Source organism: Lancefieldella sp. (assembly GCF_057237245.1).
Window position 1 is genome coordinate 26370 of record NZ_DBHHJM010000009.1, and the last position, 20054, is coordinate 46423.

Here is a 20054-nt window from a genome sequence, read left to right on the forward strand (position 1 = left end):
AACTTTTGCTGCAGTTTACTGCTGCATCCTCTTGCGGAGACCAAAGACGGTCAGTACAGTACCAGCTGCTGCAACAGCACCTGCTACAAAGCTTGTGTCACCAGTGTTGGGTAGAGTGTTCTTCTCGTGCCTTGGTGCTGGGTGCTCAGAAACGTCGGAAGCGGGAGCGACTGGCGCAGGTACTGGCTCTGGTTCTGGCTGAGGCTCTGGCTCTGGTGTTGGCTCTGGCTCAGGATTTGGCGCCCAAAGAGGAGCAAAAAAGTAATAGTAAGTTGTAGTGTCATCACGCAGGTCATCGGTAACGGACCACGAGGTAATATCAGCAAAATTCACGTGAACAAATCCATTAGCATCAACGGTGTAAGGCATCGACTGGTCGGAAGTTGCATTATCCCTTTGATCATTTGAAAGCAATTCTGACGAATAGCCTACCAATATGTAACCTTCACGCTGAATATTTCCATCAAAAGTGAAGCTCTTATGGTCGTCTGAAATCGTTGCAGGAATATAGTTATTTCCATTGTATTGAGTGCCGTTTGCACCGACAACAAGGTTAATTCTAGTATTCCAACCAACTTCAGGATCATAAAAACGAACAATAGTTGCACCATTGTCATCTGTTGAAGTGGTGCTGGCAGCAGCTTCGGCTGAAGTAGTTGCTTCGGTTGTAGCAGTCGTCTCAGCTGCGGTGGCTGCTTCAGTCACCGCGGTTGTCTCAACTGCGGTGGTCGCTTCGGTCGCCGCAGACGACTCAGTCGAGACGGTTGCCTCAGCTGCGGCAGTTGCTTCTGTTACCTGCGTACCTTCAGCAAGCACAAGAGAAGAAAGTGCTGGCGAGAAAACCAATGCTCCTGCAAGAACACCAGAAAGAATAAGAAGCTTTGTTTTGTTGTAAAAATACTTAGACATGGGGATTTATTTCTACTAGGAAGCGACTATTTACTGCTGCATTTTCTTGCGGAGGCCAAAGGCGGTCAGTACAGTACCAGCTGCTGCAACAACGCCTGCTACAGAGCTTGCGTCACCGGTGTTAGGCAGAACGCTTTTCTCGCGCCTTGGTAGTGACTGCTGGACTGAATCGGACGCAGGTGCAACTGGTGCAGGCGCTGGCTCTGGTTCTGGCTGAGGCTCTGGCTCTGGCTCTGGCTCAGGATTTGGTGCCCATAAGGTAGTTAGATGATAGCGAATCGTAATAGTGTTTGTATCAATATTGTCGGTAATGCTCCAGGCAACAATATCATCAAAATTCATATGAACATTGCCACTCTCATCGATAGTATATGGTTTCGACATATCTGGTGTTGCATTGTTTATTTCCTCTTGCGAAAAATAACCTGTTGAAAAACCTACCAGTGTGTATCCCTCACGCTGAACATTGCTACTAAAAGAAACACTCTTAAAATCATCTGAAATAGTTGGTGGAATATAATCTTTTCCGTTATAAGTGCCGCCATCTGTTGAGACTGAAATGTGGATTTCACGCATTATGCCATCGGCACCCATATAAGATCCAACAGCCTCTGCATCACTGTCGTCATCTGTTGCGACAACTGCAGCGGTCGTCTCAGTTGCTACAGTTGTTGTAGTTACCTCGGTTGTAGCAGTGCCCTCAGTTGTGGCGCGTGTCTCAGCTACCTCAGTACCCTCAGCAAGAGCCAACGCAGAAAGTACTGGCGAGAAAACCAGCACACCTGCCATAATGCCTGAAATTGCGAGCAGCTTTACGTTGTTGCGCAAATACTTTGACATTTCATATTCCTTAACTCGTGTATTTCAAGAAAAACTATTGTTTTTCTTTTTTTGAACATGTTTTAACGGTTTAGTAAGTATATATGAAAAGAAATCGCAGGTATACTGCCAAAACACCCAGTTATAGATATTCTTAAAATATCTATAACTGGGCTATAAAAACGTTTTTGATACAGCAATTACAGCGACTGAATAATTTCTTCTCCGCGAGCATTCTGCGGGATAAAACGAACCTCACGACGAGGCTCAGCGTCGTCAGATCCCAGCTCTTCCTCAGATAGCCTAGAAACATACACATCAAGGGTTCTCTCGCCAATCTGCTCTGCAAATTGCTCTCCCCACTCGATGATAGTTGGACCATCAGACTCAAGTGCATCGTACAGGCCGGTATCTTCAAGCTGGTCGGGATCGTTCAAGCGATACAGGTCAAAGTGGTAGAGTGGCATGGTTGTGCCCTCGTAAACCATCTCGATGGTGAACGTTGGGCTGGTCACGTCATCCGTGACGCCCATGCCAGCAGCAATGCCCTTAGTGAGCTGCGTCTTTCCTGCGCCCAGGTCTCCCGTGAGCACCAGTACGTCTCCCGCTTGCAGAAGTTTGCCCAGAATCTGACCAAGAGCAATAGTTTGCTCGGTGGTAGTAGAGACATACGTGTCAGCTGCGGTTTTTTCTGGCAGGTTGTTTGTGCCGGTGTTGTTTGCCGCAGTGTCGTTTGTTGCAGCGTTGTTTACGGCAGTATTATTTGCGCTGGTAGAAAGGTTAGTCACAAGAGCCTCCTCGAGGGTGTTCCTCAAGCCAATCAGCAAGAAGTCGCAGGTCATCTTTGAGGAACTGCGCCCACTCCTTGCGGTAAATAGTTGATGCGGGATGCATGGTAGGCAGCACGCTAAAGGCGCCTATCTGGTAAAACTTGCCGCGCAGCTCCGTCACGCCCTTATCGGTATGCATGACAAACTGCGTCGCAAAATTTCCCAGGCAGACAATAACGTCCGGCTTAATAGCGCGAATCTGGTCGCGAAGATACGGAGAGCACTCCTCCACCTCAGCCACCTTGGGATTTCTGTTTGAAGGCGGTCGGCATTTGACCACGTTAGAGATAAAAACATCCTGGCGAGAAAAGCCAACTTCTTCTAACAGTGCATCAAGCTTTTTGCCCGACACGCCCACGAAAGGTTGACCGCTTAGATCCTCGTTTTTACCAGGAGCTTCTCCCACAATCATAATGCGAGCCGTGGGATTTGGGCCACCAAACACAATGTTAGTGCGCGTTTCCCAAAGCGGACACTTCTTACAGTCAGCTATCTGCTCACGAATCTCGTCAAGCGTCTTACCTGCTTGTTTAGAATATGCGATTTTCGCATATTCGTCATTTGACATGCGCTTTCTGCCTAAAGCGTTTTTAGGAGAAGCAGGAGTTGCTGCCATTAGATGTACACCTTATCGAGGCGCGCACCAAAGTTGCAAACTACCTCGTAATTGATGGTCTCGCGAAGATCAGCCATCTCATCTGCGGTGATCTCTTGGTCGCCGTCTTTGCCAATGAGAGTAACCACGTCACCATGGCGAATTTCGTGTGCAGGCTTATTAGCGTGTGTACCTGCGGTATCAACAGCAATCATAAACTGATCCATGCAGATGTTGCCCACCTGGCGAACACGATCTCCGCGCGTCAAAACATCCATCCGATTAGAGAGGCAACGTGCAAGTCCGTCGGCGTAGCCAATAGGCACGGTAGCTACCTGGATGTTATTGCGAGGAACACGCCACGTCATACCGTAACTAACGCCGTCGCCAACAGCTGGATAGACCACGCGCGTCACGCGACCGCGCACGCTCATAACGGGCTGCAGGTCAATGCGGGGAATGGTGAGTTTACTTGGGTGAAGTCCGTACAGACCAATGCCCACGCGGACCATATCAAACTGAATGTCTTTGTGCAGAACCGTGCCAGGGGTGTTATCAGCGTGAACCAAGCCCAGCTCATAGCCTGCGTTTTTGAGTGCCGTAACCGCTTCAATAAAGCGATTAACCTGCAGGTCAAAGTCCCAGTTGTCGAGCACGTCGGCCGTGGCAAAATGCGTAAACGTGCCAGCACATTCAAGACCCCTGTGGAAATCAATAGAGCCGCGTACCTCAAGAAGATCTTCTCGCCTGACGCCAATACGGGTCATACCGGTATCAATAACCAGGTGATAGCGGCCAACCTTGTTAGCTGCGGCAGAAGCCTCGCCATACGCAAGGGCAAAGTCAACCGTGTAGACGGAAGGCATAATGTCAAAGCGAACGAGGTCTGGGATGGAAGTAACCGGCGGCTCAGAAAGCACCAGAATGGGGTTATCAATACCGGAACAGCGCAGTTCAACACCCTCATCGACTGTTGCAACGGCAAACTGATCAGCACCCACGGACTGCATGGCTTTAGCGCACTGAGCAGCACCGTGACCGTATGCGTCAGCCTTAACCACACACATCATTTTGACACCGCGGTTAAGCTGGGCCTTAAACGCCTTTACATTGTGGCGGACGGCAGAAAGATCAATCTCTATCCAAGCCCATCTATCCTGGGGATATGCCGACATCAGGCTCACCTACTCCGCAGCTTCTTCAAAGTCTGCCATAGGGAATGCAATCTGCTCCTCAAGTGCGTCGGAAGCAAGGCCAATAACGTCACAGATGTCACCAGCCATAGCTCCGCGTACACCGAACTTCTCGGCAGCTAGCTGACCTGCGTATGCGTGAACCTCACAGGCAAGTGAGCAGAAGGTTGGCAGGTCATCAACTTGACCAGCAACCTGAGCCAAGCGGCCAGCAATAGTACCAGCAAGAACGTCGCCAGAGCCAGCAGTTGCCAGCGTTACGGGACCAGGCTTTGGCAGCACGGCTTTCTGGACACCAACGCAGCCAGTTGCGGTTCCCTTAGCAACAATGACCAGCTCAGAGCCACCGTCTGCCCAGACAATCTTGCGAGCAGCCTCAAGCTGACCCACCAGACTTGCAGGAGGATTATCTACCTGGTTGACCAGGCGACCAAGCTCGCGACGATGCGGCGTCATGATAAGCGGAGCGGTACGACGAGTGAGCTCGGGGAAATCTGGGAGATTGTTATTAGTGAGGCGAGCAATGCAGTTGAGCGCGTCGGCGTCAACAATAACGGGCAACTCAGAGTCAAGCAGCGCGGAGGTAACCTTGACGGTTCCGCCAGAGACGCGCATGCCAGGGCCAACCAGCGTAACGGTGCGCATGGCGGCAAGCTGCAGCACCAGTGGAGCTGCTTCCTCGGTAAACACGCCCTCAGCGTCGCACGGGAGGCCAATAACGGGAACCTCTGGCAACATCATCTGAACGCAGCTGACAATGGCCTCAGGAACTGCCAGCGTAACGTAGCCAGCACCCGCACGAGCAGCCGCCTTAGCAGCAAAAACAGCAGCTCCAGGGAAGCGGCTTGAGCCACCAACCACCAATACGGAGCCACGAGAGTATTTATCGCAGTCGTTAAGCTGGGCAGGAACAGAAGCAAGATAATCTTCCAGGTCAACGCGCCAGGCAACAGGATCTGCCTCAACAACCAGACGCTCAGTCTGCTCGGCCAGAGGAGCCACAACAATGGAGCCGCAAACGTCGCGGCCTGCATCGGCAATAAGGCCGGGCTTGAGCGCAATCATGGTAACGGTAACGTCAGCGACAACACACGCGCTTTCTACCTGACCCTTCTGCGCAGAAAGGCCACTGGGAACGTCAACGGAAAGCACGCGAGCGCCAGACTGATTCAGACACTCAATCCAAATATCAAACGGAGCACGAACCTTGCCGTGGAAGCCGGTGCCCAGCATGCAATCAAGCACCACGTCAGCCGTTGCCAGCAGATCAATCAGCTCCTGGCGAGAAGGGCCGACAAGCACGGAAACTCCCGCGCGAACGGCGCGCTGCGCCATCTGACGTGCAAGATCGCCGGAAATCTGATCAGGCTCAAGCGGAGTGACTACCTTAACGTTGCAGTTTCTAGAGCGCAGCGCTTCTGCTGCCACCCAGCCATCTCCACCGTTATTGCCAAGACCTACGAGGATGACAACATTAGAGATGTCCCCTCCCATGCCAAGGGCCTCTTGAGCAGCAGCGTAACCTGCACGGTGCATGAGCTCGGAAACGCTCACGCCCACGCGTGTCAGCGCAATCTCTACACGCTTGATGTCCTCAACATTTAGTACCGGCTGCATAACTTACTCCTCGGATTTAACAACATCATCAAAGGTTGTCTCAATTATAGGTTCTTGCACGCGCTCAAGCTCATCCAACACAGAACGAGCTTCTTTGAACGAACGTGCCAGCTCTTGGGCAGCATCTTCCTTTTGATCTACCTTGGGTTTTACGGCGTTGGTCACCGCAACCGCATTGGCTACCGCCACGTCTCTGGTGTACGAGATAGAAAGCGCAATCTCCTGCACGCCCTGCTCGGCCGCAATCTGTGCAGCCTTGCCCGCTAGACGAGCCTGTGGCCTGCCCAGCTGATCTCTCTCAACAGACACATCCTGAAAACCAATACCAGACGAGAATCCCGTTCCTAAGGCTTTGAGCACGGCTTCTCTTGCCGCAAATCGAGCAGCATAGTGCTCCGCAGGACGAGCAGTGCGCTCACAATACGCACGCTCGGCATCGGTGAACATGCGGCGAATAAAGTGAGGGCGTCTCTCAATTGCCTGCTGCATGCGGGCAATCTCAAGCATATCTACACCTATTCCTGCCAGTGCCATCGTATCCCCTGGATCTATCTGCGCTTAAGCGCTGAGCCTATACTCCTCAAGTGCGTCAAGCACAATCTGGTTTGCCTGCTGGCAGAGCTCATCGGTTGGAGCTTCTGCAAGAACGCGCACCAGAGGCTCTGTTCCGGAAGCGCGGACCAACACGCGACCATTGCCCTCAAGGAACTTCTCGGCAGCTGCAACTGCATCGTTGACCTTAGGAGACTGCATAGCGGCCTCTTTGTCGGTGACGCGGACGTTAACCAACTGCTGTGGATATAGTGTAACGGGACGAGTCAGCTCAGAGAGTTTCTCGCGCTCTGCTCGTAAGACCTCCATAATACGGAGACTGGTCAGGATGCCGTCGCCGGTCTTTGCAAGGTCACCAAAAATGATGTGACCGCTCTGCTCGCCGCCCAGGCTGTACTCGTTCTCGTTCATGCAAGCGTAGACGTACTTATCGCCCACGTTGGTCTTCTCGTAAGAAAGGCCAGCGTCGTCAAATGCTTTGAACAGGCCAAAGTTACTCATGACGGTAGTGACCACGGTCTGCTTAGCCAGGCGACCATACTTGTTGAGGTAGGTGCCGCAGACGTAGAGAATCAGGTCTCCGTCAACCACGTGACCACGCTCGTCAACTGCCAGACAGCGGTCAGCATCGCCGTCGTAGGCAAAGCCCACGTCAAGGCCGTTCTGAACTACAAAACGCTGCAGCTGGTCAATGTGGGTAGAACCGCAATCAACATTAATGTTGAGGCCGTTTGGAGCGTTGTTGATAACATGCGTCTCAGCACCCAGGGCGTCAAAGACAGGGCGAGCAACACTAGAAGCTGCGCCGTTTGCACAATCCAGGCCAATCTTCAGGCCCTGGAGGCTAAAACCGCAGCTAGCAATAAGGCTGGAGATGTAGCGGTTGCGGCCCTGCATGTAATCAACCGTGCGGCCAATGCTGTCACCGGTTGCCAGAGGAACGTCAAACTCGCCGTCAATATAGGCCTCTACCTGCTCAAGGACGTCCTCGTCCATCTTGTAGCCGTCTTTGTTGACCAGCTTGATGCCGTTATCGGTAAACGGATTGTGAGATGCGGTAATCATGACACCGCAGTCAAAGCCACCGTCAACTACCTCGTAGCTGACGCCAGGCGTAGGAATAACGTGCAGCATGTACGCGTCAGCGCCAGAAGCAACCAGGCCCGAGACAAGCGCGGACTCAAACATATAGCTTGACCTGCGGGTATCCTTACCAATAATGATGCGAGCCTTGCGAGCCTGCTTAGCTCCGTAATACCAGCCAATGAAGCGGCCAATTTTGTATGCGTGATCGACGTTCAGACCCTCGTTTGCACGGCCTCTAAAGCCGTCGGTTCCAAAGTACTTCATAAGCGTCTCCTAGCTGCGAATGTGGTGTTGTCGGGTGGAGAGCAACGTGCGCGCGAAGCGCCAGCGAACTACTCGACAGGTGGGGCTTCTCGCCAGATGGCGAGAAGAACGTGCGGACTAAAACGGTTGCGCACATATGCAAAATGCAACCATTTAAAAGTATACAAAAAAGAGACCTGCCGATATACAACAGGTCTCTTTGTGAGGACTTTTTTGAGTCCAGCGGCCTTAGCGCTTGGAGAACTGAGGACGCTTACGAGCCTTCTTCAGACCGTACTTCTTACGCTCGACCGCACGAGAATCGCGGGTGAGGTAGCCGGCCTTCTTAAGGTCATCACGATACTCGCCAGCCTCAAGAAGAGCGCGAGCGATGCCCAGGCGAAGTGCGCCGGACTGACCATTGATGCCGCCGCCATCGCAGTTTGCGAAGACGTCAAAGCGCTCAAGGGTATCGGTAATGCGGAGAGGTGCGGTTGCGTTATCTACGAGCTGCTGGCGACCAAAATACTGGACTGCCTCGCGGCCGTTAACGGTAACCTTACCAGTTCCAGGAACAAGACGAACACGAGCGACGGCCTCTTTACGACGGCCGGTGCCGGTGTAAACAGCGGTGTTATCTGCCATCGTTTAGCCCTCCAGCTCAATCTTGACGGGATTCTGTGCAGCATGTGGGTGCTCAGCGCCGGCGTAAACCTTAAGCTTCATACCCTGCTTGCGACCAAGAGTGGTCTTAGGAAGCATACCCTTGACTGCGTGCTCAACAACACGCTCTGGGTGCTTCTCCATCTCTTCCTTGAAGGAAGTGATCTTCAAGCCACCAAGGTAGCCGGAGTGACGCCAATACTCCTTGTGATCAGCCTTAACACCAGTAAGGACGATCTTGTCTGCATTGATGATGACAACAAAGTCACCAGTATCAGCGTTTGGGGTGTACTGTGGCTTGGTCTTACCACGAAGAATCATGGCAGCCTTTGTAGCCAGACGACCGAGCGTTGCGCCCTCAGCGTCGATGAGCACCCACTTGCGCTCGACTTCGCCAGCCTTGGCGAACTGAGTCGACTTCTTCACTTGACTCCTCCTACGAATTACGAGTTGATAACCCCTGGACGGGTCATCGATGCTTTTTCTTGTCAGAGATTACGGGGCTCTGTGGAAAAGCCTTAAAAGTATACTCCACTCTTTAGCAGTTGTACGCGGGAATTTTTGTTGCTTCACGAATGCAACAATTCGTTCAAATTTGACGGGTTTCTCCACATTGCAAAGCCGTCCACAGCACAAGAACAACCACTTGGCCTGCTGTGCGATGCATTTTGTTTCGACTTTTTATTTCATAGGGCGAGAAGTGCGGGCGTGCTCGTATGTTTACACCAAGGTCAAAGCTACAACGTCAGGAGGAAACAATGCGTGACACAGATTTTGTCGCACGTTTGCACCGGAACATTGTGTTGCTGGGCGGCCAGCTTAAAACCCGCTTCAAGAACCATGTTGTTCTGAGCACCTCGCTTGCTCTGTTTGCGGCGCTTTTGCTGGTGATTCCATTTTATGGTTGCTCACCAGCCGCTTCTGAGAACGCTCAGGGCAGCTCAACCGCTCAAACGGAGGCGCAGAAAGACGAAGCTCCTAAAGGTACGGTTAAGGCTACATCGTTCTACTCGCCAACCCTTGGCTTGGACTGGAACTATGACGTCTACCTGCCTGCAGACTACGAGTCCAATCCCGATAAAACCTATCCTGTTATTTACATGCTGCATGGTCTGTACGGCAATCATCGCAATCTGCTGGAGCGCTTTGATTCATCAGCCATGCTTGACGAGGCCATTCAAACCGCTGGTCAAGGAGCTATCGTAGTCTTTGTCGACGGCTTTAACAGCTTCTACATTGACTCCGCTGATCGCGGCCTCAAGATGGAATCTGCCATCATGAACGACCTGGTACCTTACATTGAGAGCACGTATCGCGTGTCAAAAGATCGCAAAGATCACGCAATCGGCGGCATTTCTATGGGCGGTTATGGTGCGGCACGATTTGTTTTGCACCACTCCGATTACTTTAGCAAGGGCATTTTGCTCTCGCCTTCTGTTTGGACCACACTTGCTGACGACAACTTTATTTACACGTCTCAGCACGCCTTTAGCGACGGAACCACCAGCTGGTCATGGGATCTGTACAAGCAGCTATTCCCAACCCAGTATCTTGGTGAGGTTGATCCAAGTCAGGTTTCGTTCTTTGTGGCAACAACTTCCGACGACGGCGTAGTACCTGTTGCTGACGTCGACGCCTTTGTTGAGCAGCTCAAAAATGCTGGTATCAACGTTGACTACCAGCGCGACTCCGGCGACAACCACAACTGGAAGTACTGGTCCAGGGTTGCTCCAACTGCGTACGCTTGGGCGCTCGACCAGTTCAAGAGCGCTGACAGCAAGTAAGCGCTGACGGCGCGCCGGGCAGCGCGGGGCGGCGCAGGGCGAGCGGCGTGTGCGCCACCGGGCCGCGGGTCCAAGGCGAGCCGCGAGTGCGCCGGGTTTCTCGCCAGAAAAGACCGCGGACATGCGCGTAACAACGCTGTCCGCGGTTACTTTTTTGCCGAAACTGAAGTATTATCAGCGTAGATAACTTGCGCCGCCTGGCGGTGCTACTCAAGCGCCGACTGCGGCGCCGCAAACCGAGGAGCGACTATGCCCAGCATCTACACCGTCACGCTCAACCCCGCTCTGGACAAGACCGTCCAGGTGCCAAACTTTGCCGTTGACCAGGTGAATCGCATCACGTGGCTCAGGCGAGACGCTGGCGGTAAGGGCATCAACGTCTCCAAGGTTATCGCTAAGCTGGGCGGAAAGTCTACCGCCATCGCCGTCCTTGCAGGTCAAACCGGCAAATGGATCGCTGACACGCTTGTCGAGAATAACATCAAGGTCCAAGCGATTTCCGTTCCTGGCGAAACGCGTACCAACCTGAAGGTCGTTGATACTGAGGGCGGCACCAATACCGACATCAACGAGCCTGGTCCCGAGGTCACCGACACCACGCTTGACCAGGCACTTGCTGACTTGATTGCCAAGACTTCCGCTGGCGACATTGTGGTTCTCTCCGGCAGTCTCCCCCGCGGAGCTGCTGCTGATACGTATGGCCGCTGGACTCGTGCTTTGCGCGACGCCGGGTTGAAGGTATACCTGGACGCTGACGGCGCAGCGCTCTCAGCTGGTCTTGAGCAGAAGCCGTACTTCACCAAGCCAAACGACCACGAGCTCTCCGCCATGCTTGGCCGTGAGCTTGCCGACGTGGACGCGATTGCCGCTGCCGCATCCGAAATTGTTGCTGGTGGCATCGACACGGTCTGCGTTTCCATGGGCGGCAACGGCGCCGTCTACGCCACGGCCGACGAGGTTTGGTATGCAGGTCCAGTAAAAGTCCAGGTAGGAAGCACTGTCGGTGCTGGTGACTCCGTTGTGGCGGCGCTTGCCTTTGCAGATGCACAGGGTCTCTCGACAGAAGACGCGCTGCGACTGGCTATGGCCACGGGCGCCGCAAACGTCATGGAGAGCGGAACTCAGGCGGCGGAGCGCTCGGTTGTGGATTCGCTTATCGAGAAAGTGCAGCTCACGCGCCTGCGCTAGCGCGCGGGGTTTCTCGCCAGGCGAGCCAGTCTAGCAATATGCGCCTAAAAAGTGCAAAGAATCTGTATTTGAGGCACAGATTCTTTACAGAAATCAGGCAAATCCACAGATTCTTTTGCATTTTTAGGCAAAATTTACAGATTCTTTGACAAAATCAGGCGCGTGAAAGATAGGCGCTTTGACCCTAAATTTTGAGCCTGAAAACTACATCACGTCTGAGTAAAACAGCTCAGACATGGCGAGAAAATCAGGCAAAACCACTCAGACATGGAGCACTTTTCCGGCAAATCGTTCAGACATGACGAGAAAATCAGGCGCGCATAACGTCGCGGGCATAACGTCTCGCTCGTAGCGCCGTCGTGCAAAACGCTCGCGACCTTTCCGCAGTTACTCGGAAGCGCCTTCGACTTTTCTGCGGTTACATTCAAGTTTCCAGCCAACCATCCAGCCAACTGCAAGAACGTAATTCTCGATAGCACCAACCAAATTTACCGACTCGTGAGCGTTCAAAAAATGGATGAAGTGGTTGGTTCCAATTCCAATGCCACCCAGAATCAGCGCGAGCAAAATCGCACGTAGATAGACCCAATCGTAGTGGAAGCAAGTGGTGACCAAAATGATGAGTACCGCGAGATTCCAAAAACCAATCTCTCGCTGCCATCCGGTCGAAATGCCATAAGCGGCGTTGCTTCCCATGTACTCGGGAGCGACGATCTGCAGAATTGCCGCACCGGTCATCGCAACGATAACCAGCGCAAACATTACCTTCAAAAACTTGTTCATTGGCGTCTTCAAAACAAACTCTTTTCGTGTCAACTTGCGGGTCCTGCGCAGGTCGCGCGAGCGCTAGCTCGCGCGACCTACTCGATAAAACTTTTAATCTCTTCGAGACGCTCAAGTGCAACTTTGCGACCTGTCAGGTACAGAGACAGTAGGGCTTCACCGGACTTCTCGTTAACTTTAACTTCAACTGGCTCAGGAGGTAGAAGTACCAACACTCTACCCTCTTCTTCCAACTCAAAAAGCTGTTTGCGCTGATCCATGTAGCGCTCGGCGCGAGAAGCCAATGCGGCTTCAAAGTATGGATACGCGGAGTAGAGCTGCGAGCGGATAGCGATCTGCTCGTTAACGTCGGTTTTTACGAAATCCCTATCTTGCGTGATAATGACCAGCGCTTTCTTTGCCGGCTTGTGGTCGGGAATGTCAACCGCGCGTTCCGCTTTACCGTCGGGCAAACCAAGCGCCGCCGCAAACGGAATTGAATCAGTTGTTCCGCCGTCCAAATAACGATGTCCGTCCAGCTCAACCATGCGAGAAACCGTTGGCATCGACGCGGACGCTCGGACCATAGTCACGTCTTCCGGGAACTTTTTTACGTGCAGATACGCCGACGTGCCAAACGTAACGTCGGACGCCACCACGTACATCTGCATGGGATTTTGATTGAATGCCTCGTTATCGCAGGGGTCCAAATGGTTTTGGATCTCATCGAACATAAAATCCGCGCCCGCGATGTCGCCAGTAGTGATCAACGAGCGAATCGAAAGAAAGCGAGGGTCATCCCTAAAGGCCAGCATGATGCGCATGGCGCGGCCCATCTGCTTGGACCTGAAGCTCACGGCGTTGATAGCGCCCGCGGAAACTCCCCACACGCTCTCAAAGTTAGTGACGCCCTTCTCGCGAAGCACATCAAGAATTCCAGCAGTAAAAATGCCTCGATAACTGCCGCCTTCTAGAATAAGCGCAGTTGAAGATGGGTGCACCGACTCCTGCTCCACGCCACCGTCCTGCGAGAATTTCTGCTGCTGGTCTTCCATAACAACCTCCGAATTTCGTTATTCAGAGTGTACCCAATTTCCGCCTGGCCGCTCAATCGGTTTCCGCACAAAAAAGTGCCCGAATCTCGGGCACTTTACATGCATGTTATATTCTTCTGGCGAGAAACCCTTTGGCTTTGCAACGCGGTCGGCGTCGAAGTTGCCGCGGCCAGCGTCGCAGGCTCTTCCCCTACTTGCGGACCTTACGAGAAACAGCAACAAAACCAAGACCGCTTACTGCAAGAACAGAAGCTGGAATAACAACGTCTGCGACACCAGTTGCAGGAAGAGTGGACTTCTTCTCTGGTGTTGGTGCAGGAGCTGGTGTAGGCTCTGGCTCTGGTGCTGGAGCTGGCTCTGGATCAGGGGTTGGAGCTGGAGTTGGATCTGGAGTAGGAGTGGGTGTAGGCGTTGGATCTGGAATGCGAACAAACTCAACCTCAATGACCTCGTCAAAATCGAGCGCAGGAGTCCAGTGTCCCTTAACGGTAACAGTGCCATCGCCGTTATCGACAATGACTACGCCGTCAGCATTGCCAACCATAAATCCGTCTGGAATTGGGTTAGTAACATCAGGCAGAAAGTATGCGTCCTCAGGGGCGTATGGATTAACCGTTGGGTCCATAAGCTGCTCTCTGGTTGGAGTTGCAGCTGTAGCAGTAACTCCAGTGGCGCTTGTAGGAGCAGGAGTTGTGTCTTCTGCAAGCGCAAATGTTGGAGCAAGTGCCAATGCGGCTGCAAGAACAGATGAAGCGATACAGACCTTTAAATTCTTCATGTGGCTTTTACGCCAAAATTTATGCGCCGGGCCCAACGCCAAGAAGCACAAAATTTTTTAGCGCATTCCTTTCTGATATGGATTATTTAATTTCTCCGTGAGCAGATACTATCATAGACATGCTGAACAAATGTCGCGTCTGATCGACATATTCCGCGAACGCACGAAAATTTTAAATGACTTTTAAAACTAATTTTCCAAAGTCTGATAACATTTCTGCAGGTAAACTATTACGCAACTCAGAGTTGACAAATTTCCAACTCAACTTGGTGGTGTGCAATCGAGGCAATTTTTAGAGTAATAGCTATCACATGTGAATCCCACCACATCACCAACAGAAAGGAACAGCCATGTTACTGAGCGAGAAAATCATGAGTCTCAGAAAGCGTAATGGTTGGTCACAAGAAGAGCTTGCACAACAGCTTGGCGTTTCGAGACAGTCAGTTTCTAAATGGGAGTCCATGGCTTCCATGCCTGATATTCAAAAGATTATGGCCATAAGCGAGCTCTTTGGTGTTTCCACAGACTACCTGCTCAAAGACGAGCTTGAAGAGCTGCCTGCTACTGCCATAGCTGCTGATTATGCGGCCTCTTCGGGGCAGGGTGGCCCTTCGGATCCCGCTGCCGCAAGCACCGCAGACAGCACCACGGACAGCACTGACGGCGGCACCGTTGGCGAATCTTCCACTGACAACGCATCTACCAGCAAAACTGTGGCACCGAAGCTCAGCGTTTCTCTCGACACAGCCACCGAATACCTGGATGCAATCGCACGAACTTCTCGCCCCACGGCAGGTGCAATTACCCTCTTTATCCTGGGGCCCGCGCTTCTTGTCTCGCTTGCAACATACAGCGAAGACGCGCTTTACTTTGATCCGATGCACATTTCTCCAGATGCGATGGGTATCGCAGGCATTTGCATCATGATGCTCTTCATTGCTGCGGGCGTTGGCCTGCTGATTCTCCAGGACATGAAGCTCGCGAAGTTTAAGCAGCTCAAGGAGGCCTCTCTCGAGCTCCAGTATGGTGTCGAGGCTGCCGTTCGTAGGCGCGCCGAGTCCACAGAATCGTTGCGATACGTGCAACAGGCTGCCGGCGTCTGCCTTACCATCCTGAGCGCAATCCCCTTCCTTATTGCCTCGTACTATGGGACTGGCCTCACCTTTGCTCTTGGTTTCTTCGTGGCAGCAATTCTCGTCTCTCTTGGCGTTTACCTGCTGGTTTACTCGGGAATTCTTAGAGATGGCTACAGGGTTCTTCTTCAGGAAGGCGATTTCTCTCACGACGAGAAAAGCAACAAGAGAGACTCCAAATCCGCAGCATTGAAGTACAGGCCAATTGCCAGGGCGTATTTTGGCACCATTACCTTGCTGTACGTGGGCTATAGCTTCATCACCAAGGACTGGAAAAGTTCCTGGATTATCTGGCCTGTTTCCGCGCTCCTCTACCACATCATCATCAGCATCCTGAACGCTCTGAAGAAAAAGTAAGTGCTTGCCAGCATGCGGCGGTCAGGTGCGACTCGCAAGAGCGCGGTCTTCTCGACAGGCCGAGCTCTTGCGCGTGCGGTTCGGCGAAGGTTCTTTTGAGCCTGAAAAACGCATCATGTCTGAGTAAAACAGCTCAGACATGGCGGGGAAAACCGGCAAATTGCTCAGACTTGGTGAACTTTTCCGGCCAATCGTTCAGACATGGCGAGAAAATCAGGCTCCACGTAAACGCCCATGAAACCACACCTGGATACAAAGTCACGTCACTAAAAGTCTGCCTGAAAAATGCAAAGAATCTGTGTTTGGGACACAGATTCTTTGTAGAAATCAGGCGCGCGGCGGACGGTACAGAATCAGTTGAAACTTTATACGCGACGAGATGCCTGATACTTCTCGAAAGCAGCCTTATATTTCTGCTCCTCTTTCTTGAAAATAGCATTGAAGACCAAGGTTGTAACCAGAAGAATGACCAGGTATAGTGCGGTAAATGACATCCACGCCTGTGCCATATTAGGAACCCATCCACCAATGAGTGCCATCGCAACAAGCGTTGGGAACAGGCAAACGTTAAAGCCAAGAAACCTCTGAAGGTAGCTAAGCTTGGTAATCAGAGGCTGATAGTTGAACCAAATCTGCTGGTAAACACCTGAGCACACACCCGCGGCAATCAGAGTAAGAAGCGTGATGTTATTCTGCTTGTCCCCATAATTGATTGCCAGCGCAATGACGCCATACACAAGCGAGATGCCGGTAAAACATAGTGCTCCAGAAGAAATGCCTTTGCACATAATTTGACCTGCTGTTTTATTGAGTCCCTCATCAAATTCTTGCTGAGTCTCTCGCTCAATTCCTTGCCAGTTTTGTGATTCGTTGCGTTCCATGATGTTCCCTTCTCTGGGATAAAACTGCTGTTAAAGTGTGGTTCGAGTGGTGTTTGGCGCTCGGCACCGGGAGCGATGCGCGAGAAAACCCTCTACCCCTTACACAATTCCAATGCGTCGTTTGATTTCGGCAGCATACTTTCTTGAAGCAACAAGGGTTTTCTCGCCAAGTGATAGCAACATGCGGCCGGAACCTGCGGGTTTGATGCCCGTAACCTGATCCAAGTTGACCAGTTCCTGTCGAGAAGTGCGCACAAAAGCCGTGTCTTTGAGAGCATCCTCGAGCTCGGTCAAGCGGTTGGAGCTTTCCAGCGTCTCGCCGTTTACCAGGTTAATCAGCGTCACGTTGCCGTCCGTTTGGATCCATGACACATCCGCGAGAAGAACGACGCGCCTGTTGATGGTACCGGGAACGTATCCAGTCATCTTTCCGTCAACCATCTGGAGCTGACGAACAATTCCCGAAACGCGCGGGTCATCGGGGCCGCTCAAGATGGTCACTTCGATTTGCGCGCGACCCTTTTCTTCAACTACACGAATTTCCATGGCACTTCCAAACAACTTACTTGACCAAACGTTTCGTTTCTTGCTGTAGCGGAACTGTGTCCGCTTGTCTCCTTGCCTTAAGGCATCTTTAGAATAACGGTTGCATCTCTTATGTGGGATCTCGTGTCACTCAAATGCACTAACTGGCGTGTGAAGTGCACTCTTTGCGCTTCGGGCGCCGTTCTTGCGCTTGAACGACGCTTTGCGCGCGCCTGAGCTCACGAGTGCACGCGCTCACAAGCGTGCACGCTTACAAACGTCTACACAAAAAGCCGCCCTCAAAATGAGAGCGGCTTGGAATCACTGTGTGCTAGTGCCGCAGCTTAGTTCTTAGCTGCGTGAAGCTTGAGTGTGCCCAACGCAAAGAGAACTGCTGCGCCGCCTGCAATAGCAAACATCAGTGTGTTCTGCAATGCATCGTCGCCGGTATAAGGAGTGCGGGACTTGCGAGGCTTAGGGACAACAGGGTTGGTGGTGGTATTGGTATCTGTGTCGATAAGACCATCGCTGACGTGGGCAGTGTTTACAACTGTGACGTTTTTCTCGCCCTTGTTGACCTTGACCTGGAAGGTTACGGTGAGCGTGTCGCCCGAAGCAACATTCTGAGTCCAAGTTACGGTGCGCGTAGCTGGGTCGTAGGTGCCGCCGTTATCAGCGGAGCCATCAACGTAAGTTGTGTGCTCTGGGATGACATCGGTGATGGTGACATCGCGAGCGGTGTTGGTGGTGTTGGTGTAGGTAACGGAGTACGTGAGCACCTGACCAGCAGTTACCTTGTTGCCGTCGATAGAGTTGCCCTGACCGTCCAGAACATCCTTCTTTGGCTGAGGCAGAACTACCCAAACGCCAATGAAGTGAGCGTTTTTGTGATCAATGACCTCGGAATCGTGATCGTAACCGATAAACATCCACGTTCCATCTGGAGTCTCTACGCGAGTAACACCACCAAGAGGCTGATCAGGGGTAACGGTGGTGCCGTTAGGAATTCTAGTCTGCTTACCAGGAAGCAGGTCCAAGACCTCCTGAGGAAGCTCCCTGTTAGGAGTACCGCTTACAAACTCGTGAGTCTTCTCGTACAGAAGCTCAGTGGTTACCTTGTTGGAGTGAGCAACGTTTCCGTCGACAACCTGTGTGAGCTCGTTATCAATGTTGGAGCCATCAGTCTCTACCTTGCTGTTGGTAACAGTCTTATAGGTAATAACAAACTTCTTGCCGCCATTTGCCTTGGTGAGCAGGTGATCCTTGATGTTGACCGTAACCTTCTGGCCGTCAACAGAAACGGTATAGTCAGTACCTTCGGTCAGGGTCTGGCCGTCAAAGCTTACGGTAAGGCTCTGGAAATCAAGGCGCTCGTCAAAGGTGTCAACCATGCTCATCGACTTAATCTTGCCGATGGTATCAATACCCTGCTTTGGCAGCGTAAAGGTGCCGGTATACGTAATGGTTTCTCCAGCCTTAGCAGGAGCCTGCTCTGGATCAACGGCCTTTACAGGAGCTGGAGTAATTGCCTCAGTGTACACACCAAAAAGGCTGCCGCTGGTAGCTGCACTAGTTGACTCAAATGTCATGCTGTTTGACTTGGACTTAACAGCAAAGCCTGCAAGGTTCTTCTCCTGATCAGGACCAGAGGTACCACGAACAGGATTCCAAGTAATATTGTTGCCGCTTGTGCTCTCAACAAGAATGTTCCTGTTATTCATAACAATGCTATCGATGGTGCTATTGGCATTAATAAGAGAGAAGGTCTCGTTTGCGCCAGTATCACCGACAACGTCAATATCGCTTGGCTGCATAACAAGCTTGAGGTCACAAGGGGTGCCATCGGTGTACTTAAGCTCTACTGTTACGTTTGCGTTGATTGCATAGGACCTGAACATATCAGCAGTATAGCTGGGGTGGTTCACGTCAATGTAGTCCATAATCTGGAAGGACTTAGTTCCCCAGTTCTCATCAACGGTCAAAAATGCAACGTCAGTCTTATTAGGGTTGTTGTAATCTGCGTTGGCGTTCTTGAGGGTAAGGTCCAGAGAGTTGATGGTGACATAGACGTCAACGTCCTTGCCATCAACAGTACCAGCGTTAGAGAACTTCAGAGAAAGCGGCTGGTTATACTGCTGGTTGGAACCGTCTTTAGTTGGCTGAACAACAAAAGCTGTTGAGGGCAGTCTGCCTGTATCAGAAGCAGGAATCTCTACACGCTTAACGCCAGTTCCCTGCGAGAGAACAGTCATGTTGTCTCTGGTCAGCGTGAACTGGTAAATATTGATCTGGGTAAGATCACTATCGTCTTTCTGGCGATCAAGTGCCTGAGCTGTGTTAATAGACATAAACAGGCATGCCACAACCATGGTGAGAAAGACTGAGATTCTCTTAAGAAAACCTTTTTTCATGATGGCCCCTCAAAAAGATGTGCATATTACATCTATATTTTCTTACAAATTGATAGCCAAAACATATGAGAAATTAGTATTCACATAAAAAGTGAATTTGGCTGATGAATAGTACAGTTTGCATGGACAGTACTGTTTTGAAAATAGTTCAAATTTTTGTATCCGCACCGCATCTGCTGCTTGCGAATATGAATTCAGGCCATCGCACTTCAATTTGCCTCATTAGGGCGAGAAGGTCTACCAGCTTGGTGATTATCTGGCTCTTGAACTTTCTCTGTCTTGGAGCAAATCCACGCAACGGTATAGCCGACGCAGCCGATAAACAGGCAGGTTAGACCTAACATAAGCATTTTCTCGCCAACGCCAAAGTCAATCTCGTATTGAATTTTGAGCGCCAGCGGAGGATCTTGCAGAGGAAGCCCTGCCTTAGCGAACAGGTAGTATGCACCCATAAGCGCACTTAAAATACCTGAAATTAAAAATCCCTGTGAAAGGTTCTTGATTACTTGAGCCGCTTTATTCATGTCGCATCATCTCCTTATGTGGCTATAGTAAAGCAAAGCGACGAGAAGCCCAATAAGAGAGCCCGCAGTGAACTGCCTCCCATTTCTTGGACACGAGAAATGGGAGGCAGTTCAAAACACACCTAAGTCGGATAATCTGTTAAAAAGAC

Annotated in this window: 20 protein-coding genes; 3 read left to right on the top strand and 17 right to left on the bottom strand. The window is 51.6% G+C overall.

Annotated elements, in window-relative coordinates; all coding sequences use genetic code 11:
• Positions 1–15: 15 nt before the first annotated feature.
• From ACO5GU_RS06635 to rplM, 10 genes are all read right to left on the bottom strand, one after another.
• The gene (locus ACO5GU_RS06635) at positions 16–909 is read right to left on the bottom strand and encodes a hypothetical protein (RefSeq protein ID WP_484930514.1); all 894 of its coding nucleotides are present in this window, start codon (positions 907–909) and stop codon (positions 16–18) included.
• A gap of 30 nt (positions 910–939) precedes the next feature.
• Positions 940–1749 (bottom strand): LPXTG cell wall anchor domain-containing protein, encoded by an 810-nt coding sequence (locus ACO5GU_RS06640; RefSeq protein ID WP_484930515.1) that lies wholly within the window; start codon positions 1747–1749, stop codon positions 940–942.
• 179 nt (positions 1750–1928) lie between these two features.
• Positions 1929–2426: a tRNA (adenosine(37)-N6)-threonylcarbamoyltransferase complex ATPase subunit type 1 TsaE gene (tsaE, locus tag ACO5GU_RS06645; protein ID WP_484875774.1), complete on the bottom strand. Its 498-nt coding sequence runs from the start codon at positions 2424–2426 to the stop codon at positions 1929–1931.
• Between the two features lie 82 nt (positions 2427–2508).
• Positions 2509–3174, bottom strand: coding sequence for a uracil-DNA glycosylase (locus ACO5GU_RS06650; RefSeq protein ID WP_484930517.1), 666 nt, complete (start codon positions 3172–3174; stop codon positions 2509–2511).
• Positions 3174–4328 carry an alanine racemase gene (alr, locus tag ACO5GU_RS06655; RefSeq protein WP_484930519.1) on the bottom strand — a complete coding sequence of 385 codons (1155 nt, stop codon included), beginning with the start codon at positions 4326–4328 and terminating at the stop codon, positions 3174–3176. Before alr ends, ACO5GU_RS06650 begins: the two co-directional genes overlap by 1 nt.
• Positions 4329–4337: 9 nt before the next feature.
• Positions 4338–5963, bottom strand: coding sequence for a bifunctional ADP-dependent NAD(P)H-hydrate dehydratase/NAD(P)H-hydrate epimerase (locus ACO5GU_RS06660; RefSeq protein WP_035428794.1), 1626 nt, complete (start codon positions 5961–5963; stop codon positions 4338–4340).
• 3 nt (positions 5964–5966) lie between these two features.
• The gene (gene acpS, locus ACO5GU_RS06665) at positions 5967–6497 is read right to left on the bottom strand and encodes a holo-ACP synthase (RefSeq protein ID WP_035431588.1); all 531 of its coding nucleotides are present in this window, start codon (positions 6495–6497) and stop codon (positions 5967–5969) included.
• A 24-nt stretch (positions 6498–6521) separates the two neighbouring features.
• Entirely contained in the window at positions 6522–7865 is a 1344-nt protein-coding gene (glmM, locus tag ACO5GU_RS06670; protein ID WP_484924146.1) for a phosphoglucosamine mutase, read from the bottom strand.
• Between the two features lie 228 nt (positions 7866–8093).
• The gene (gene rpsI / locus ACO5GU_RS06675; protein WP_484801052.1) at positions 8094–8489 is read right to left on the bottom strand and encodes a 30S ribosomal protein S9; all 396 of its coding nucleotides are present in this window, start codon (positions 8487–8489) and stop codon (positions 8094–8096) included.
• A gap of 3 nt (positions 8490–8492) precedes the next feature.
• Complete coding sequence (gene rplM, locus ACO5GU_RS06680; protein WP_484801051.1) at positions 8493–8933, bottom strand: 50S ribosomal protein L13; 441 nt, start codon at positions 8931–8933, stop codon at positions 8493–8495.
• Between the two features lie 332 nt (positions 8934–9265).
• On the opposite strand from rplM, the gene ACO5GU_RS06685 reads away from it, so the two are divergent.
• On the top strand, positions 9266–10291 hold the full coding sequence (locus ACO5GU_RS06685; RefSeq protein WP_484930522.1) for an alpha/beta hydrolase: 1026 nt from the start codon (positions 9266–9268) through the stop codon (positions 10289–10291).
• A 249-nt stretch (positions 10292–10540) separates the two neighbouring features.
• The gene (gene pfkB, locus ACO5GU_RS06690; RefSeq protein ID WP_484930524.1) at positions 10541–11479 is read left to right on the top strand and encodes a 1-phosphofructokinase; all 939 of its coding nucleotides are present in this window, start codon (positions 10541–10543) and stop codon (positions 11477–11479) included.
• A 387-nt stretch (positions 11480–11866) separates the two neighbouring features.
• Here the strand turns inward: pfkB and ACO5GU_RS06695 are convergent, their stop codons facing one another.
• From ACO5GU_RS06695 to ACO5GU_RS06705, 3 genes are all read right to left on the bottom strand, one after another.
• On the bottom strand, positions 11867–12262 hold the full coding sequence (locus ACO5GU_RS06695; protein WP_475003477.1) for a hypothetical protein: 396 nt from the start codon (positions 12260–12262) through the stop codon (positions 11867–11869).
• A 77-nt stretch (positions 12263–12339) separates the two neighbouring features.
• On the bottom strand, positions 12340–13296 hold the full coding sequence (locus tag ACO5GU_RS06700; protein WP_484930526.1) for a patatin-like phospholipase family protein: 957 nt from the start codon (positions 13294–13296) through the stop codon (positions 12340–12342).
• 190 nt (positions 13297–13486) lie between these two features.
• Complete coding sequence (locus tag ACO5GU_RS06705) at positions 13487–14074, bottom strand: hypothetical protein (RefSeq protein ID WP_484930528.1); 588 nt, start codon at positions 14072–14074, stop codon at positions 13487–13489.
• A gap of 350 nt (positions 14075–14424) precedes the next feature.
• Here ACO5GU_RS06705 and ACO5GU_RS06710 point away from each other — a divergent pair, with 350 nt between their 5' ends.
• Positions 14425–15564: a helix-turn-helix domain-containing protein gene (locus ACO5GU_RS06710; protein ID WP_484930530.1), complete on the top strand. Its 1140-nt coding sequence runs from the start codon at positions 14425–14427 to the stop codon at positions 15562–15564.
• Between the two features lie 365 nt (positions 15565–15929).
• On the opposite strand, the gene ACO5GU_RS06715 is transcribed toward ACO5GU_RS06710, so the two are convergent.
• The 4 genes from ACO5GU_RS06715 to ACO5GU_RS06730 all read right to left on the bottom strand — a co-directional run bounded on the left by ACO5GU_RS06715 (position 15930) and on the right by ACO5GU_RS06730 (position 19905).
• Positions 15930–16445, bottom strand: a complete 516-nt coding sequence (locus ACO5GU_RS06715; RefSeq protein ID WP_484930532.1) for a DUF3021 domain-containing protein — start codon at positions 16443–16445, stop codon at positions 15930–15932.
• A 99-nt stretch (positions 16446–16544) separates the two neighbouring features.
• Positions 16545–16991, bottom strand: a complete 447-nt coding sequence (locus ACO5GU_RS06720; RefSeq protein ID WP_484930534.1) for a LytTR family DNA-binding domain-containing protein — start codon at positions 16989–16991, stop codon at positions 16545–16547.
• 323 nt (positions 16992–17314) lie between these two features.
• Positions 17315–19381, bottom strand: coding sequence for an Sgo0707 family adhesin (locus ACO5GU_RS06725; protein WP_484930535.1), 2067 nt, complete (start codon positions 19379–19381; stop codon positions 17315–17317).
• A gap of 209 nt (positions 19382–19590) precedes the next feature.
• Complete coding sequence (locus ACO5GU_RS06730; RefSeq protein ID WP_484930537.1) at positions 19591–19905, bottom strand: hypothetical protein; 315 nt, start codon at positions 19903–19905, stop codon at positions 19591–19593.
• Positions 19906–20054 lie beyond the last annotated feature (149 nt).

Coding starts and splice junctions, on each gene's coding strand:
- ACO5GU_RS06635 (WP_484930514.1), bottom strand. CDS start 909: ATGTCTAAGTATTTTTACAACAAAACAAAGCTTCTTATTCTTTCTGGT.
- ACO5GU_RS06640 (WP_484930515.1), bottom strand. CDS start 1,749: ATGTCAAAGTATTTGCGCAACAACGTAAAGCTGCTCGCAATTTCAGGC.
- ACO5GU_RS06650 (WP_484930517.1), bottom strand. CDS start 3,174: ATGGCAGCAACTCCTGCTTCTCCTAAAAACGCTTTAGGCAGAAAGCGC.
- alr (WP_484930519.1), bottom strand. CDS start 4,328: ATGTCGGCATATCCCCAGGATAGATGGGCTTGGATAGAGATTGATCTT.
- ACO5GU_RS06660 (WP_035428794.1), bottom strand. CDS start 5,963: ATGCAGCCGGTACTAAATGTTGAGGACATCAAGCGTGTAGAGATTGCG.
- acpS (WP_035431588.1), bottom strand. CDS start 6,497: ATGGCACTGGCAGGAATAGGTGTAGATATGCTTGAGATTGCCCGCATG.
- glmM (WP_484924146.1), bottom strand. CDS start 7,865: ATGAAGTACTTTGGAACCGACGGCTTTAGAGGCCGTGCAAACGAGGGT.
- rpsI (WP_484801052.1), bottom strand. CDS start 8,489: ATGGCAGATAACACCGCTGTTTACACCGGCACCGGCCGTCGTAAAGAG.
- ACO5GU_RS06685 (WP_484930522.1), top strand. CDS start 9,266: ATGCGTGACACAGATTTTGTCGCACGTTTGCACCGGAACATTGTGTTG.
- pfkB (WP_484930524.1), top strand. CDS start 10,541: ATGCCCAGCATCTACACCGTCACGCTCAACCCCGCTCTGGACAAGACC.
- ACO5GU_RS06695 (WP_475003477.1), bottom strand. CDS start 12,262: ATGAACAAGTTTTTGAAGGTAATGTTTGCGCTGGTTATCGTTGCGATG.
- ACO5GU_RS06700 (WP_484930526.1), bottom strand. CDS start 13,296: ATGGAAGACCAGCAGCAGAAATTCTCGCAGGACGGTGGCGTGGAGCAG.
- ACO5GU_RS06705 (WP_484930528.1), bottom strand. CDS start 14,074: ATGAAGAATTTAAAGGTCTGTATCGCTTCATCTGTTCTTGCAGCCGCA.
- ACO5GU_RS06710 (WP_484930530.1), top strand. CDS start 14,425: ATGTTACTGAGCGAGAAAATCATGAGTCTCAGAAAGCGTAATGGTTGG.
- ACO5GU_RS06715 (WP_484930532.1), bottom strand. CDS start 16,445: ATGGAACGCAACGAATCACAAAACTGGCAAGGAATTGAGCGAGAGACT.
- ACO5GU_RS06720 (WP_484930534.1), bottom strand. CDS start 16,991: ATGGAAATTCGTGTAGTTGAAGAAAAGGGTCGCGCGCAAATCGAAGTG.
- ACO5GU_RS06725 (WP_484930535.1), bottom strand. CDS start 19,381: ATGAAAAAAGGTTTTCTTAAGAGAATCTCAGTCTTTCTCACCATGGTT.
- ACO5GU_RS06730 (WP_484930537.1), bottom strand. CDS start 19,905: ATGAATAAAGCGGCTCAAGTAATCAAGAACCTTTCACAGGGATTTTTA.